General features: G+C 47.3%; 17 protein-coding genes. 10 read left to right on the top strand and 7 right to left on the bottom strand.

Annotated features, from left to right (window positions below):
* Positions 1-297 precede the first annotated feature (297 nt).
* Positions 298-708 (bottom strand): hypothetical protein, encoded by a 411-nt coding sequence (locus tag GJR95_RS04705; protein WP_162384782.1) that lies wholly within the window; start codon positions 706-708, stop codon positions 298-300.
* A gap of 362 nt (positions 709-1,070) precedes the next feature.
* On the opposite strand from GJR95_RS04705, the gene GJR95_RS04700 reads away from it, so the two are divergent.
* Together GJR95_RS04700 and GJR95_RS04695 are read left to right on the top strand one after the other, a co-directional pair.
* Positions 1,071-2,462: a cystathionine beta-synthase gene (locus tag GJR95_RS04700; protein WP_162384781.1), complete on the top strand. Its 1,392-nt coding sequence runs from the start codon at positions 1,071-1,073 to the stop codon at positions 2,460-2,462.
* 102 nt (positions 2,463-2,564) lie between these two features.
* A complete protein-coding gene (locus GJR95_RS04695) occupies positions 2,565-3,170 on the top strand; it encodes a PDDEXK family nuclease (protein ID WP_162384780.1) in 606 nt (201 codons plus the stop codon).
* A gap of 2 nt (positions 3,171-3,172) precedes the next feature.
* Here GJR95_RS04695 and rsgA read toward each other — a convergent pair whose 3' ends face one another.
* Positions 3,173-4,099, bottom strand: coding sequence for a ribosome small subunit-dependent GTPase A (gene rsgA, locus GJR95_RS04690; RefSeq protein ID WP_174260187.1), 927 nt, complete (start codon positions 4,097-4,099; stop codon positions 3,173-3,175).
* A gap of 51 nt (positions 4,100-4,150) precedes the next feature.
* Positions 4,151-5,431, bottom strand: coding sequence for a 3-deoxy-D-manno-octulosonic acid transferase (locus GJR95_RS04685; protein WP_162384779.1), 1,281 nt, complete (start codon positions 5,429-5,431; stop codon positions 4,151-4,153).
* A 62-nt stretch (positions 5,432-5,493) separates the two neighbouring features.
* On the opposite strand from GJR95_RS04685, the gene GJR95_RS04680 reads away from it, so the two are divergent.
* Complete coding sequence (locus tag GJR95_RS04680; RefSeq protein ID WP_162384778.1) at positions 5,494-5,802, top strand: phosphoribosylpyrophosphate synthetase; 309 nt, start codon at positions 5,494-5,496, stop codon at positions 5,800-5,802.
* A 54-nt stretch (positions 5,803-5,856) separates the two neighbouring features.
* Complete coding sequence (gene ytxJ / locus GJR95_RS04675; protein WP_162391572.1) at positions 5,857-6,186, top strand: bacillithiol system redox-active protein YtxJ; 330 nt, start codon at positions 5,857-5,859, stop codon at positions 6,184-6,186.
* Between the two features lie 56 nt (positions 6,187-6,242).
* On the opposite strand, the gene folB is transcribed toward ytxJ, so the two are convergent.
* From folB to GJR95_RS04660, 3 genes are all read right to left on the bottom strand, one after another.
* A complete protein-coding gene (gene folB, locus GJR95_RS04670; RefSeq protein WP_162384777.1) occupies positions 6,243-6,593 on the bottom strand; it encodes a dihydroneopterin aldolase in 351 nt (116 codons plus the stop codon).
* Between the two features lie 85 nt (positions 6,594-6,678).
* On the bottom strand, positions 6,679-7,602 hold the full coding sequence (locus GJR95_RS04665; protein WP_162384776.1) for a DivIVA domain-containing protein: 924 nt from the start codon (positions 7,600-7,602) through the stop codon (positions 6,679-6,681).
* Positions 7,603-7,721: 119 nt separating this feature from the next.
* Complete coding sequence (locus tag GJR95_RS04660; RefSeq protein WP_162384775.1) at positions 7,722-8,621, bottom strand: WD40 repeat domain-containing protein; 900 nt, start codon at positions 8,619-8,621, stop codon at positions 7,722-7,724.
* A 76-nt stretch (positions 8,622-8,697) separates the two neighbouring features.
* Between GJR95_RS04660 and GJR95_RS04655 the strand changes: the two genes are divergently transcribed.
* Positions 8,698-9,324, top strand: coding sequence for a 4'-phosphopantetheinyl transferase family protein (locus tag GJR95_RS04655; protein ID WP_162384774.1), 627 nt, complete (start codon positions 8,698-8,700; stop codon positions 9,322-9,324).
* A 221-nt stretch (positions 9,325-9,545) separates the two neighbouring features.
* Here the strand turns inward: GJR95_RS04655 and GJR95_RS04650 are convergent, their stop codons facing one another.
* Positions 9,546-10,421, bottom strand: a complete 876-nt coding sequence (locus tag GJR95_RS04650; RefSeq protein ID WP_162384773.1) for a transglutaminase-like domain-containing protein — start codon at positions 10,419-10,421, stop codon at positions 9,546-9,548.
* A gap of 130 nt (positions 10,422-10,551) precedes the next feature.
* Between GJR95_RS04650 and galE the strand changes: the two genes are divergently transcribed.
* The 5 genes from galE to GJR95_RS04625 all read left to right on the top strand — a co-directional run bounded on the left by galE (position 10,552) and on the right by GJR95_RS04625 (position 15,517).
* Complete coding sequence (gene galE / locus GJR95_RS04645) at positions 10,552-11,589, top strand: UDP-glucose 4-epimerase GalE (protein ID WP_162384772.1); 1,038 nt, start codon at positions 10,552-10,554, stop codon at positions 11,587-11,589.
* A 90-nt stretch (positions 11,590-11,679) separates the two neighbouring features.
* Complete coding sequence (gene rfbB / locus GJR95_RS04640; protein WP_162384771.1) at positions 11,680-12,741, top strand: dTDP-glucose 4,6-dehydratase; 1,062 nt, start codon at positions 11,680-11,682, stop codon at positions 12,739-12,741.
* Between the two features lie 81 nt (positions 12,742-12,822).
* On the top strand, positions 12,823-13,683 hold the full coding sequence (gene rfbA / locus GJR95_RS04635) for a glucose-1-phosphate thymidylyltransferase RfbA (protein WP_162384770.1): 861 nt from the start codon (positions 12,823-12,825) through the stop codon (positions 13,681-13,683).
* A gap of 373 nt (positions 13,684-14,056) precedes the next feature.
* Positions 14,057-14,353, top strand: coding sequence for a hypothetical protein (locus GJR95_RS04630; protein ID WP_162384769.1), 297 nt, complete (start codon positions 14,057-14,059; stop codon positions 14,351-14,353).
* A gap of 231 nt (positions 14,354-14,584) precedes the next feature.
* Positions 14,585-15,517 carry a sugar phosphate isomerase/epimerase family protein gene (locus GJR95_RS04625; RefSeq protein WP_174260186.1) on the top strand — a complete coding sequence of 311 codons (933 nt, stop codon included), beginning with the start codon at positions 14,585-14,587 and terminating at the stop codon, positions 15,515-15,517.
* Positions 15,518-15,553 lie beyond the last annotated feature (36 nt).

Below are 15,553 nucleotides of genomic sequence, written 5' to 3'. Positions count from 1 at the left end.
CCTTCATAAAGGCCTTTGATGGCTGCCTGTTTAAAGGCTTCAAAATCGAACTCGTTAGTCATGATAGTGAAAGTTAGAGGTTTTACTCCTTTCATTCACCTGTGACACAGTTTAGCGAGCAGTCTCGGAAGTTGCGGCCAAAACCGATTTCGCTAAACTTGCCAAACAGTCCCGTAGCTTCAAGCACTTCCACGAACAGGTCATAGCGTTCCTTGACCAATACAGACAACTTTAACCTAACCAAAAAAACCACGACGTAATGTGCCGTGGTTTTCCTCCTACTCTACTCCCTGTCAATTAATTCAGTGTCAGTGTGCGCGATGTGGCCTGTGTAGGCTGTGTTTTCAGCGTAACCGGATAGAGTGCTACGTCGTTACCGCTAATAACCTGAACGCTATAATTACCATCCTCCAGAGCGGCCAGATCGAACTGAAAATGGAATGTACCCTGTTTTTTGCTGATCTGCTGTTCGGCCAGTCTGGTGCCCTGGGCATCCTTCAGGTAGATGGTCATTGTTTGTCCTGGCTCCCGTTCAACAACGACATGTAGTTTAGAAGACTTTGTCGTTGATGGATAAACCGCCACTTTGTACGAGTTTGTAATCACCGTGGGGTTAGCTGATGCAGTCGATTTCGTGACCACATCCGATGCAAAAGTAGCCGTACTTAAAAGCAGGGCCGTCAGTAATGATTGAGCAATTAGTTTCATGATCTGTTCGTATTTGTTGTTTTTGGCTAAAAGATTGAGTCAAAGGTATAACGCACTAAAGGCTTCGTAAACAGCCAGTTGAACGAACTGCATAAAACACCCACTGAACAGTTTAAATTAGCTCATCAAGCGTATTCGATTCTTCATGAAAATCGCAAGCACCTGACGAATCAGGGTGTTACCAGAATCGGGGTTTGCCCATTTTCTTGAGTTTGTGAAGAAATAACCCTAAATCGTACGGGAGATAATCGGAGTCAGGAAAGCAGTTTGTCCATCGATCGGCTAAACGAACTTCCGGCTTGATGGTTTCTCTTGTAAATGAACTCAACAACCACAGCTAAGCCCAAACGGCATTAACCACAATGAACTACTATAACTCCATCATCGATACCATCGGCAACACCCCCCTGGTGAAACTCAATAAAGTCACGAAAGGCATCCGGGGAACGATTCTGGCTAAAGTCGAGTATTTCAATCCGGGCAACTCCGTTAAAGACCGAATCGCCGTTCGCATGATCGAAGATGCGGAAGCAAAAGGGCTACTGAAACCCGGCGGCACCATCATCGAAGGCACGAGTGGCAACACGGGTATGGGTCTTGCGCTGGCGGCCATCGGGAAAGGCTACAAATGCATTTTTACAATGGCCGACAAGCAGTCGCAGGAGAAGATCGACATTCTGCGGGCGGTTGGTGCTGAGGTCGTTGTGTGCCCCACCAATGTTGCACCCGACGATCCACGTTCGTACTACTCCGTTGCGAAGAAGCTTAACCGCGACATTCCGAACTCGTTGTATCCGAATCAATATGACAACCTCGCCAACACAGCCGCCCATTACGAAACCACCGGCCCTGAACTCTGGCGCGATACCAATGGCCAGATCACTCACTTTGCGGCTGGCGTCGGCACGGGCGGAACGATCTGCGGTACCTCGAAATTCCTGAAAGAGCAGAATCCGGACGTTGTTTCGATTGGGCTCGACACGTATGGTTCTGTATTCAAGAAATACAAAGAAACGGGTCAGTTCGACGAGGGTGAAATTTATCCATACCTGACCGAAGGCATTGGTGAAGACATTCTGCCGCAAAACGTCGATTTCAGCCTGATTGATCATTTCGTGAAAGTCACCGACAAAGACGCGGCCATTATGGCCCGGCGGCTGGCTCGCGAAGAAGGGTTATTTGTGGGCTGGTCGTGCGGCACCGCCGTACATGGTGCGCTGGAATGGGCTAAAGACCACCTGACCGACAACGACGTGCTGGTGATCTTACTGCCCGATCATGGCACTCGCTATCTGGCCAAGATTTATAATGATAGCTGGATGAAGGATCACGGTTTTCTGGAAGATCGGGCGTTTAAAACCGCACGCGATATTATCCACAACAAGAACGGCCGGATCGATGGGTCAGCACCACAGCTAACAACCATTGGTTCAGGCGTTTCGGTGGGGCAGGCTATTCATGTATTGAATCGGCATAGTATTTCGCAGATTCCGGTTACCGACGAAGCAGGGCACATTATTGGTAGCCTTACGGATTCTACAATTCTTACCAAACTCATCGAAGACCCAGCCGTGAAGGATAAACCAGTAAGCCAGGTAATGGATAAACCGTTTAAGTTCGTTGGTCTGGACAATACCATTGACTCCCTGTCGTCGCTGATTGACCGCGATAACAAAGCTCTGCTCGTCCGCGACGAAAGAGAACAGGTACATATCATCACTCAGGCCGATCTATTAGCTGCCATGACAAACTGAACGTAGAGGTTACTTTGCGGATACAGCAACGTCTTATCTATCAGCAAAGCGGCCTCTCCGTATTGCTTAAATTTGTGTAGTATTGTACTAAATCGCATGGCCATGGCAACAGAAGCAGCAACTCAGGCGCTTGAAGTCGCCCAGCAAATACCTTCCTACCTGATTTACGAAACACTCAACGGGCGTCCTTTATACAGAAAGGGCTATAAGGAGGTATTAGCTAAACGGAAAACTCCCGGCGAAATCATGGGTTGCAGCGACCTACAGGCAATTATTGTCTCTACATTACGCTTGTATCTGGGTAATCATGTTGACCGAAAAGCATATTGGGTAGTCACCAATGAGCCTGGCCTTCACCTCAGGTTAGGTGACAATCTGTCGAAGGACATTGCACTCTACGAAAAAGAAAAAGTGACCGTCAAAGGGAAGTTTTTCGACGTAGCGCCCAGGGTTGTCGTCGAAGTCGACATCAAAGTAGACCTCGAAGCATTTCCGGCGATGGAGCAGGATTATATCTACGCCAAAACCCAGGCCATGCTCAACTTCGGAACAGAACGTGTCATCTGGATTACGACCCAATCCCGCAAAATATTTGTGGCTACTCAGGGTGAGAACTGGCTGACCCTCAACTGGGATGCTACAGTTCCAGTACTTGATACTGTAACACTGAACGTAGCCGCCATCCTCACTGAAGAAGGCGTTTTATAAGATTACCGACGGTTATCTCCTCCCTCCACCATACTGAGATAGCTCATATACCGGCTTTCAGCGATCTCACCTTCAGCAACGGCTTCCTTGATGGCGCAACCGGGCTCATTGACGTGCAGGCAATTGTGAAACCGACACTGATTCAGGCGGTCGCGCATCTCCGGAAAATAATGGCTGATTTCTTCCTTTGCGGTATCCATCAAGCCCAGTTCCTTGATGCCTGGTGTATCGATAATGTAGGTTTCGGGAGCCAGTTCAAACATTTCAGCAAATGTTGTGGTATGAACGCCCTTGTTGGCAAACGTAGAAACCTCATTTGTTCGCAGATTCAGATCGGGTGCAATAGCGTTTACGAGCGACGATTTGCCAACACCCGAATGCCCGGAGAGTAAGGTCACCTTATGATTGAGCAACTCCCGGAATGCGTCGACTCCTTCGCCCTCCGTTGCCGACGTAGCCAGACATTGGTAGCCGATGCTCTCATACATATCCATGATTTCCTGCTGATAGGCCAGTCCTTCGTCATTCAGGATATCAGTTTTGTTGAAAACGACAGCGGTCGGGATACGAAACGATTCGGCCGACACCAGAAACCGATCAATAAAACCAAGTGAGGTTCGGGGCAAGGTAAGCGTTGCCAGCAATACCGCCTGATCGAGGTTCGCAGCCAGAATATGCCCATGCGCCGTTTTATGAACCGACTGGCGAATAATGTAATTTTCGCGGGGCGAAATATCTGTGATAACCGCCGTGTTTTCGGCTTCATCCTCAATATCGAACGTTACCCGATCACCCACGGCAATTGGGTTCGTGATTTTCAGGCCTTTGATCTTGAACTTGCCCTTTAGTCGACCCTGAAAAATATGACCATCCTCGTCGCGAATATCGTACCAGGAACCCGTAGAGCGTATGATTAATCCTTGTTTCAATAGATGAAAAGCGAAAGAGTGAATGAGTGAAAAAATGAAATGCCAGCACGTTTAGTAGTCGGGCTTTTGCTTATTCAGTCTTTCGCTCATTAAATGCTTTATAACCTGCATAACCTGCGCCGTTGCGCCAATGTTCCGTTGCACGTAATTACGGCTGATTTGGGCGGTATCGGCTGAGTCGGCATACTGTCTTGTGAATAATTCAAGCAGCTCTTTGGCAGTAGTGACCGGAAAAGCAGCTCCTTCAGTTACCAAATCTACAGCTTCCTGAAATTTATCATAGTCGGGGCCGAAAAAGATCGGCATGCCAAAGGTAGCCGCTTCCAGAATATTGTGAAGCCCTTGCTTAAATGCTCCGCCAATGTAGGCAAACTCACCGTACTGATAAAGGGATGACAACATACCCACGTTATCGATAAAGAGGATCTCAAATGACTGAATCGTTGATTGATCAAACGATGGCAACTGAGTCTGTGAGAACCGTACAGACGTTCGGTTTAGCTCAGTACGCCATTTTTCAATCTCTTCATCGTGGATTTCGTGCGGAGCGATAATAGCTTTCATCGGTTTGTCAAACTGGTTCAGGAATGGAATCAGCACCTTCATATCCTCCGGCCAGGCACTGCCTATGACCAGCACAGGCATGCCATTTTTAAATGCTTTGGCAGCTGGAATGTCTTTCCTGGCGAATGCTACCTGCGTCACTCGGTCAAAGCGCGTATCGCCCGCCAGGGTTACGCGGGTAAGACCTATACGCTTCAGCAACGTTAGCGATTCCAGGTTCTGCACCAGAATATGGTCGAAATAATGGAGCATAGTCCGATAAAAGCCCCCGTATGTTTTAAAAAAAAGCTGATTCGGGCGAAAAATAGCAGAGAACGAAACTACCGGCACCTGTGCAGCGCTTAATTCACGGAGGTAGTTGTACCAGAATTCATATTTGATGAAAAAGGCTATCTGTGGCCTTACAAGAGTTACGAATGATCGCGCATTGGCGGGCGAATCAGCTGGCAGATACATGATAAAGTCAGCCCCATCGTAGTTTTTTCGTACTTCATAGCCCGAAGGCGAAAAAAAAGTTAGCAGAATTTTATAGTCAGGATATTGAGTCCGAAACGCTTCGATTACCGGACGTCCCTGTTCAAACTCACCTAGTGAAGCCGCATGAAACCAGGCAATTGGGCTTTTGTTGTCCGCAAGTTTTGCACTCAGGTTGCTGATCCAGTGGCGTCGACCATCGACCCATTGCCGGGCTTTAGGGTTAAATGGAGCCACTAGACGCAGCAAATTCTGATAAACAAAAATGCCCGTGTTATAAAATCCAGCAAACAAGCGAATAATCGGTTGGTTATACTTGCAAAGCTAAACACTTGCTCTCAAACCATTCAAAAACTATGCAATCTTACGATACGCTCACCGAAGCCCTCGACGGCCTCCGCAAGCAGGGTTTTACACTGGACTATAACCTAAAAAGCGACCGTCTCCGTTGCCAGCAGGACGATATTGAACTGCATCCGGCTGATTTCGACATTGTGGACGTTTATCGTTTCGAAGGAATGACTGACCCCGACGATTCGTCGGTAGTCTATGCAATCGAGTCTAAGTCGGGGCAACGTGGTACCCTTATAGATGCTTATGGACCTTATTCAGAAGCTATTTCGCCAGATATGGCGGAGAAACTACGCTACACGCCCAAAGAATGACGAACTTTTCAGACGAAAAAACGCTTTTACGTCAACAGAATGTGTGTTGATACAATGAACTGGAACAAAATAACGAGTGACGCTCAACTCGACGAAATCAAACAGGAGTCGGCGAAGCAGCCAGTGCTGATTTTCAAACACAGCACAAGTTGCTCTATCAGTGCTATGGCCTTGAGCCGTATGGAACGCAACTGGAGCGACCAACTGGGTGTAAAACCTTATTATCTCGACCTATTGGCTAATCGGCCAATCTCCAATAAAATTGAGAATGTATTTGGCATAGAACACGAATCACCACAGGTATTGTTGATTCGTAACGGCGAATGCATCTATGATGCCTCGCACATGGCCATTTCGTTTGCGGGTTTGCAGCAGGCGGTATAACAAAGGAATAATGACAGAAAAGGGGAAATGTGTTGTGCATTTCCCCTTTTCTGTCATTATTCCTTTAATGTGATCTTGGCCCGATGGCAAACGCCACCAATAGGCGGATTAAACTTGGAGACGCTTACTTCAACCGACTGCAAATCAGTATACTTTATTCGTATTTCCTGAATGATTCGGTGAGCAATGTGTTCCAGTAATCGGGCGGGCTGCTGCATCACATTGGCCGTAATCCGATATAAATCTTCGTAATTGACGGTTGCACTCAGACGATCGCGTCGGGCGGCTTCAGAAAAGTCCGCTGTCACAACAATGTCTACCGAATACTTATTTCCTATTTTCTGCTCCTCGTCGTAAAAGCCGTGATAGGAGAAAAACTCAAGTCCTTCTAAAGCAATTGTTCCCATATGGATGGTGGGCGTTCTACCATTGGGCAGAAACTCCTGAGCAATGGGAACCCGGTATGATGCCAGCAGGTTCCCATTAACTCACTTAAATCTGGTCAAAAAACGAACCACTTTTCTTAGGCTGCGGGTCATTATTTCCTTCAGAAGCAGCGGATGGTTCGTCCGTATTCACTTCGGCAAGCACCGATTCGGGAGCCGTTTCTTCAATTACAGCTTCAGCGACGGGCTTTCCTTCGTGAGTACTCTCCGACTGCGTTTCCTGTTGAATCGCGTCATCGAGTTTATCCATAACCTGTTCATCGATCGGAATCGCTTCGGGCACCGATGTTTCGCGTTCAGTCAGCGGAGGCAACGCAGCAACAGGGTCAGCGGTTGATTCTGATGTGGTGTCAACTGGTGTTTCTTCAGGCTTATTTTTTTCAGCAGCCTGTTTCAATTCTTCCTGTATCTGCGTCGTAACTTCATCAATTTTGCCCTTTAGATCCTGTTTGGAAAACTTCTTCTCGAAGCGATCTACACTATCTACGGCATTACTGGCGAGTGAACGAATCTGGGTGGCTAAGTTTTCTTTGTAGCTCTCAAGTGCTTTGAAATCGTGCTCCAGCGTCTTCAGGTCATTGAGGATATTGTCTTTCAGGAAACGAGCCTGATTTTCGGCATCCTGCACCATCAACGATGATTTTTTACGCGCTTCAGCCAGCATATCATCTGCCTTTTGCCTGGCTTCAACTAAAAACTGGTCAGCAGCCTTATTCGCCTGATCGGTAATTTGCGCGCTGGTATCTTCGGCGGTTTTAAGCGTCCTGAACAGCGTCATTTCAACCTCTTTCAGCTTACCTAATTCTTTTTCGGCAATCTCAAGCTGCATTTTGAGCATTTTATATTCGCCGGTAACACGCTCCCATTCCTGAGAAAGTGAAACCAGAAATGCGTCAACATCATCGGTTTTATAGCCACGCAGCCCCCGTTCAAATGTGTGCTGCCGGATTTCAATAGGCGTAATTTTCATCGGTGCGCTTCGGTTAAGGTAATTATGGACATACCTATTAAGAGTGAAGTAACGGCCATTATACGTATTTAGCAATAAATAGCAAGAGAAATCTGCTTTTTTGGTAAAAAATCTGCGTATTAGGCTACTTTCCAGACTGAAATCGTTCGGTCATCGCTTGCCGAAAGCAATTGATTATGATAATCAGTCCATATTAATTTATTGACTGACGTACCATGTCCGGCATGGCGGGCTCGATCCACAACTTTCAGTAGCCTGTAGGTTTCGGCATCCCAGATTTTGATTGATTTATCCATACTGGCTGTAGCAAACAACGTACCAGTCGGATTGTAGGTAAGGTGATTGATCGCAAACATATGGGCTACGACCTCTTGCTGTAGGGCATACTCATTTTCAACGTCCCATACCTTCAGATGCGCATCGCGTCCGGCCGTGAGTAAAAAACGAAAATCCGGCGAATACAGTACGGTAAAGACCGAGTTTGTATGCGCGGGAATGATTCGTTTGAGATCGTATGTGGCCAGATCGAAAATGCGTACGCCATTATCACTATATCCAACCGCAATCTCACGCTCAACGGGATTGACGGACAAACACCGTGCCGATTGATCCGATGCTTTCAGGTGTTTTTTGATGGCCAGCGATTCGTTATCTACCACAACGACTACGCCATCGGATAGGGCTATAATCGCGTCGTTTTTATAAAATTTGATATCGAAAATGGCAGCAGAGGTCAGTTTCAACGAGCTAACTTCTACTTTCTGAACCGGGTCAATCAGATGCAGCCCCTCGTAGTTCTGCCCGACCCACAATAAACCAGTTGTTGGGTGCAACGCTAATGCATAGACCGAGGCAGGTACTTTTGCCACCAGTTCACCAAGATCAGGCCGGTCGAGCTGCCAGCGAACAACCAACCCATCAGCGCCCGATGAAAAGACCTGATTGGGTTGCGGGCCTCGCTCCAGTGCGTATACACAGTCGCGATGGCCGCCAAACGTATCTATTTTTTCAATAATCACGAACTATAAACCAAAAGTCGAGCATCAAAGGTCGTTAAACCTTTCTTTTTCTCGAACGACTTCCGACTTTTGATTCGTGACATTCCAATTAGCTATCAATAGTGATTGTACGGCCGTACTTCAACCGATCACCGAAGACGAGCCAACGCTACGGGCAAGCCTTCTGCTGACAACGCCGGAGCAGGAAGATTTAGCAGGTATCAGCCATCCGGCTCAACGGGTTGAATGGCTGGCCTGTCGGGTCGCCATTCGGCAATTGATCGAAGCACAGGGTTTGGTCTATGCAGGTCTTCATAAAGACGAATTTGGAAAACCGCACCTGATCGGTACGCCCTGGCATATTTCCCTGTCGCACACGGGCGGTTGGGCGGCTGCGGTGCTGCATCGAACGCGCCCGGTTGGCATCGACATTGAACCAATCCGGGATCAGTTTCGGCGGGTGGTTCCGCGGGTATTGTCGGAGGATGAAATTATCCACGCAGCTGGTGAGCCAGGCCGCCTGGCCGTTTACTGGTGCGCGAAAGAAGCCTTGTATAAACTCTACGGAAAACGCCAGCTTACCTTCCGCGACCATTTATTTATTGAACCATTCGCCGATAATGCCGAACACCTCATCGGCCATGTACGCTTACCCGACCATAAAGCCCAGCTCACCATCCGCTGTTTCCAGACCGGCCCCGGTCTGCTGGCTGTAGCTTATTAATAATGCTTGAATCCACCAGCAAAGGAGACAATGTGGTCATTGCTGATGTGGTGTCGGTTTCCTAAAACCGACACCCGGACGGTTCGACGGTTCGACGGTTCACCGTGCGATTCTCAAAACCTCGTCGTTCATGCCAAATGCGGTTTCTCAAAACCGCAGAGGTCAGGTTCTTCAACCTGACCTCACGGCAAACGGTGTTCATTAACCCTTATTCGTTTGCTCTACCGTTGCGTATAATCCGATAAAGGCAGACCGTCGCCATCGTCTTTAACCATTTCAAGAATCTGTTCGACCTCCCGAACGCGATCGGTATCGCCGTTTTTCTCGAATGCCAGGGTTAAGTTACGCAGTACCCGACGAACAATGTCGGCATTGGTACAGGGCTGATAGAAAGTATCCAGCCGCTTCAGGTTCAACTGGTCAATGTACTGATCGATGTCTTTCTTGGTAAAAACCAAGCCCCGATTAAACACATTGATGTAGAACTGGACACCGCTATCGTTCTTATAAGTTAGTACAAACAGATTGGGCAGGTTGACGCCATAAACCGGCAGGTTCAGCCGTTTCGCAATGAGCATATAAAGTACACAAAGCGTAATGGGATTACCCCGGCGCGTTTCCAGCACCTGATTGATCATCGAGTTGGATGGCGAGTGGAAATGCTTCGTATTGGGCGCAAACTTCAGCTTTGTAAAAAAGGCATTATTCATGGCCCGGATTTGCTCATCGGGGTGCATATCCCCTTTAATGTCAATCCAGACGTCGTAATATAACTGCTCAACGTCCTGTTTTAACTTGTCGAGCGACAGGTCGGGATATTGATAGGTAGCCACGATCCAGAGGCCTTCCAACAGATTCATAGCCCCTCCGTTTTTCCAGTCGCGCATACGCTCCAGAACGGATTCATACTGCAAATCATGAATAATTTCTTCGATACGTTTCTGCAGAGCCGGATTAAAACTACCTTCCCATTCGGTTTCCAGAAGTGGGATCATTTGTCCGCCAATTTGCCGGATTTGCTGTTCGACATGCTCAACTACTTCCATGTCCTCGTCGTCCAGCAATGAGATCAGAGCTTTTAATTCGTTGTCGCTCATGCTTTTTTGTCACGTTTTAGTATAGCCCTACAATAAAAACTACTTTCGGAAACCTCCTGAATATACTACTTTTGTCTGGTTTAATGGGCTGCTATCCCAAAGTAACAACAAAAATTTCATAAAAAACGGTTTGACTCCCACAGGTAATTCCCCCAAGATTCTGGTAACCGGCGGAGCTGGTTTTATTGGCTCCCACACGGTTGTTTCCCTGGTTGAAGCTGGCTTCGAACCGGTTATCGTCGACGATTTTTCCAATTCTGAACGCTCCGTTCTCGACGGTTTGCGGACCATTCTGGGCCGTGATGTAACGTGCTATACGGCCAACTGCAATGATTCGGCCGCAATGGAGGCTATTTTTCAGAAAGAGGCCGTTATTGGCGTCATTCACTTTGCCGCCTATAAAGCGGTTGGTGAATCGGTTCGGCTGCCCTTGAAGTATTACCGAAACAATCTGGATTCGCTGATACTTCTGCTGGAATTAATGCCTAAATACGGCGTGCATAACCTCGTGTTTTCGTCGTCCTGCACGGTGTATGGCCAACCGGAGCAGTTACCGGTTACGGAGGCAACTCCCCGGCTACCAGCTCAGTCACCGTACGGCAATACGAAAGCAATCAGTGAAGACATTATCCGTGATACGGTACAGTCACCGACACCGATTAAAGCATTAGCACTACGTTATTTTAACCCAATTGGCGCACATCCATCGGCAGAGCTTGGCGAGTTACCACTTGGCATTCCAGCAAATCTGGTTCCGTTCATTACCCAGACAGCCGCCGGTATTCGTTCTAGCCTGACGGTTTACGGCAATGATTATAATACGCCCGATGGCACCTGCATTCGTGACTATATTCACGTCGTAGATCTGGCCGAAGCGCATGTTCAGGCGTTACGTAAACTGAACGAACAGAATACCGACTCCAGCTATGATGTCATTAATATCGGAACAGGGCGGGGCGAAACGGTATTGAATATTATCAAAACATTTGAGCAGGAAACCGGCGTTAACCTGAATTATACAATCGGACCTCGTCGGCCGGGCGATGTTGAACAGGTCTATGCCGATGTCACGAAAGCCAATCGAGATCTTAACTGGACAGCTCGCCGTTCGCTGGCCGAATCGTTGCGGGACGCGTGGCGGTGGCAACAGAAAATCAGTTTAAAATAGTTTTCAGTTTCCCGTTTTCTGTAGGCGAAACCCGCAATCGTGCACAAGCCCGCTGAAAACTAAAAACTGAAAACTGAAAACTCTATTAAAATGAAACTTCTTATTACGGGCGGTGCCGGATTTATCGGATCGCATGTTGTTCGGCTATTCGTCACAAAATATCCAGAGTATCAAATTTACAATCTCGATAAACTGACCTATGCCGGAAACCTGGCTAACCTGTCGGATATCGAACATGCGCCGAACTATACATTCATTAAGGGTGATATTACCGATGCGAAATTTCTGGAGGATATGTTCGCCGAGATTCCGTTCGACGGTGTCATTCACCTCGCGGCCGAATCGCACGTAGATCGCTCCATCACTGACCCAATGGCGTTTGTCATGACCAACGTCGTTGGAACGGTCAATTTGCTGAACACCGCTAAAAACAGCTGGAAAGCTACATCTGAAAGTTTTGAGGGAAAACGGTTCTACCATGTCTCTACGGATGAGGTTTATGGCTCGCTTCACAACCCCGAAGACTTTTTCACCGAAGAAACGGCCTATGACCCACAATCGCCCTATTCAGCATCAAAAGCTGCATCGGACCATTTCGTGCGGGCCTACGGCAACACCTATAAACTGCCCGTTGTTTTATCGAACTGTTCGAACAACTACGGCCCGAATCATTTTCCGGAAAAACTGATTCCGCTGATGATTCATAACATCCAGACCAACAAGCCCTTACCCGTTTATGGTAAAGGAGAGAATGTTCGTGACTGGTTGTTTGTCGTAGACCACGCCCGCGCTATCGACGCTGTTTTTCATACAGGCAAACTAGGTGAAACCTACAACATTGGTGGCTTCAACGAGTGGAAAAATATTGACCTCGTCCACTTGTTGTGTTCGATTATGGACCGTAAACTTGGCCGCCAAGAAGGCACATCCGCTAAGCTGATCACGTACGTGACCGACCGCGCCGGACACGATCTGCGTTACGCCATCGACGCCCACAAAATTATGAATGAACTGGGCTGGCAACCTTCTCTTCAGTTTGAAGAAGGTCTCGAAAAAACCGTCGACTGGTTCCTGGCCAATCAGGATTGGTTAGATAACGTCACCTCAGGAGCTTACCAGTCTTATTATCAGGGAATGTACGCAAATCGATAAAAGGGCGGAGCAGGGAGCGCGGAGCAGGGCCTATTTTAACCCTATATTCCCGGCTCTCTGCCCCGTGCCCCATGCTCTATTATGAAAGGAATTATTCTTGCCGGAGGATCTGGCACCCGTCTTCATCCGCTTACCCTGGCTGTCAGTAAACAGCTTATGCCAGTTTATGATAAGCCGATGATATATTATCCGCTTTCAATTCTGATGCTGGCGGGTATTCGTGATATTCTAATTATTTCAACGCCACACGACCTGCCCCATTTCGAGAAACTTCTCGGTGATGGAGCCCGTATTGGCTGCCGGTTTAGCTATGCTGTGCAACCCAGCCCCGACGGATTAGCCCAGGCGTTTATTATCGGAGAAGAGTTTATTGGCGACGACAAAGTTGCGCTGGTTTTGGGCGATAATATTTTCTATGGCTCTGGTTTGTCCAAACTACTCCAGGCCAATAATGATCCCGATGGAGGTGTGGTTTATGCCTATCAGGTACAGGACCCCGACCGTTATGGCGTTGTTGAATTCGACGATTCGTTCAATGTTCTCTCGATCGAGGAAAAGCCCGAGCAGCCAAAATCGAATTACGCCGTTCCGGGTTTGTATTTTTATGATAATGAGGTGGTAGACATTGCCCGGAATATTAAACCCTCACCGAGGGGAGAGCTGGAAATCACGGATGTGAACCGGGTTTATCTTGAACGGGGCAAACTAAAAGTTGGCGTGCTGGACCGGGGAACGGCCTGGCTCGACACAGGTACATTTGCGTCGTTGATGCAGGCTGGCCAGTTTGTGCAGGTTATTGAAGAACGGCAGGGTTTGAAAATAGGCTGTATTGAAGAAATTGCCTATCGCATGAAGTTTATTGACGCTAGTCAGTTAGCAGAAATTGCCAGGCCGTTAGTTAAAAGCGGATATGGGCAGTATCTACTAAACTTGCTAAAATAAATACAACGTTATTGTTACATCGAGATTATAAAAAACGCCGGAATACCGCTCTGGCGTTTTTTATTGCCGTAATCCAAACAAAAACTAACCGCTTAATCAACAAAAGTCAGAAAAGGCTGTTCGTATAATGACAAATTGTAGTTTTCAGCAAAATCAATACTTAAATTATTTACCTGATTATCAACTACTTTACCTAGCAACTAGCTAGTCTGCCTGAGGGTCAACTGTTACCATATAAATCAACTTTTACATAGTGATTACTTTGATACTAATTTCATTAAATCTCGTCACAAGCAGGAAGCTTAGGTTATTAAAGTGAGGTACACTGCCTAATCCATAATCTACCAGTAACTTTTAATGAACTTATAAGACAATGAAATCGCAAACTGACCAGCTCATTAATGAGCTTGAAACATTCCGATCAAAAGTAAACGCCCTCATTTCACAGTTATACCGCGATACGGTTAAGGACCACACAGGAGCGGTACTCTCTGAAGTCTTTCTGGCAGATGAATGGGAATACGAAGGGCAGGTTTTTAACGCCCTTACCGAGCATGGTATGGCGTATATAGTTGATCAGGAGATTGTTGAATTATTCAACTGGAACGATTTAGATACCGAATCCTTAATTGAGGTTGTGCAGATTTTAGAAGATAAAGATTTTGATTAACGAAAAACCGTACGCCCGTAACTTGTAAAATAAATGGATAAGTGTTGAGCGCGGTGCCAGCAAACGCTGGCACCGCGCTCGCGTTTACGCGAATTGAGACTCCTACATCAGTAGATTCAGCCAGGCGGAGTAATTATAGAGTGTTGCTTACTGAACTGGTTGCCACTTGAGCAGTATATCGACAGCCGAATGAACGGCGTAGGACAACTATAAACGCTACTTTGAACTGCTATGAATCGCCGGACATTTGCCAGAAAAACGATACAGGCCGCTTCGCTCGTTGGATTAACGTCTTCCTTACCGGGCTTCCCGTTCGAAAAACCTTCTATCCGATTGGGTGGACCCCTGTTTGACAAGTATGATCAACCCGATGAGTGGATTGCTGCGCTAAAGAAGCAAGGCTACCGGGCCGCTTATTGCCCGCTAAAGACGGATGCTCCCGCCGATCAAATCAAAGCCTATGAAGAAGCGGCTAAAAAAGCCAATATTCTCATTGCCGAAGTAGGCGCCTGGAGCAATCCACTTAGCACTGACTCAGCTACTGCCCAAACGGCATTAAAAAAATGTGTGGATTCGCTGGCTTTAGCCGAAGCTATTGGTGCCAATTGCTGCGTGAACATCAGTGGCTCCAGGAACCCGGCACAGTGGGCTGGCCCTCATAAAGACAACCTAACAGAAGCCACCTTTGAACAAATTGTAGCTATCACCCGGAAAATTATTCAGGAAGTAAAACCTACCCGAACCTATTTTGCGCTGGAGCTAATGCCCTGGAGTTACCCGGATTCCGTCGATTCTTACCTGCGCCTGATCAAAGCAATCAACCAAAAGCAATTTGGTGTTCACCTCGATCCGATGAACATCATCGACAGCCCTCGGGTCTTTTTTAATAATGGGGCCCTGATCAAAGAGTGTTTCAAAAAGCTTGGGCCACACATCCGGAGCTGTCATGGGAAAGACATTATTCTCAAAGAAGATGTTTATACGCCACAACTGGTCGAATGCAGGCCGGGCCTGGGCAATATGGACTACACTGTTTATCTGACTGAGCTTAGTAAGCTTAAAGAGATTCCTCTCATGATGGAACACCTGGCAACTTCAGAAGCTTACCAGGAAGCTGCGAAGTATATTCGGTCGGTGGGCGCTAAAGAAGGAATCGATGTTTAATAAGCAACTTTGTGAATACGTGTCAAACTGAACCGG

Origin of the sequence: Spirosoma endbachense, assembly GCF_010233585.1 — a bacterium.
Classification (GTDB): Bacteria; Bacteroidota; Bacteroidia; order Cytophagales; family Spirosomataceae; genus Spirosoma; species Spirosoma endbachense.
The sequence above is the reverse complement of the archived record's forward strand: the minus strand, read 5'-3'. Positions and strand labels throughout refer to the sequence as shown.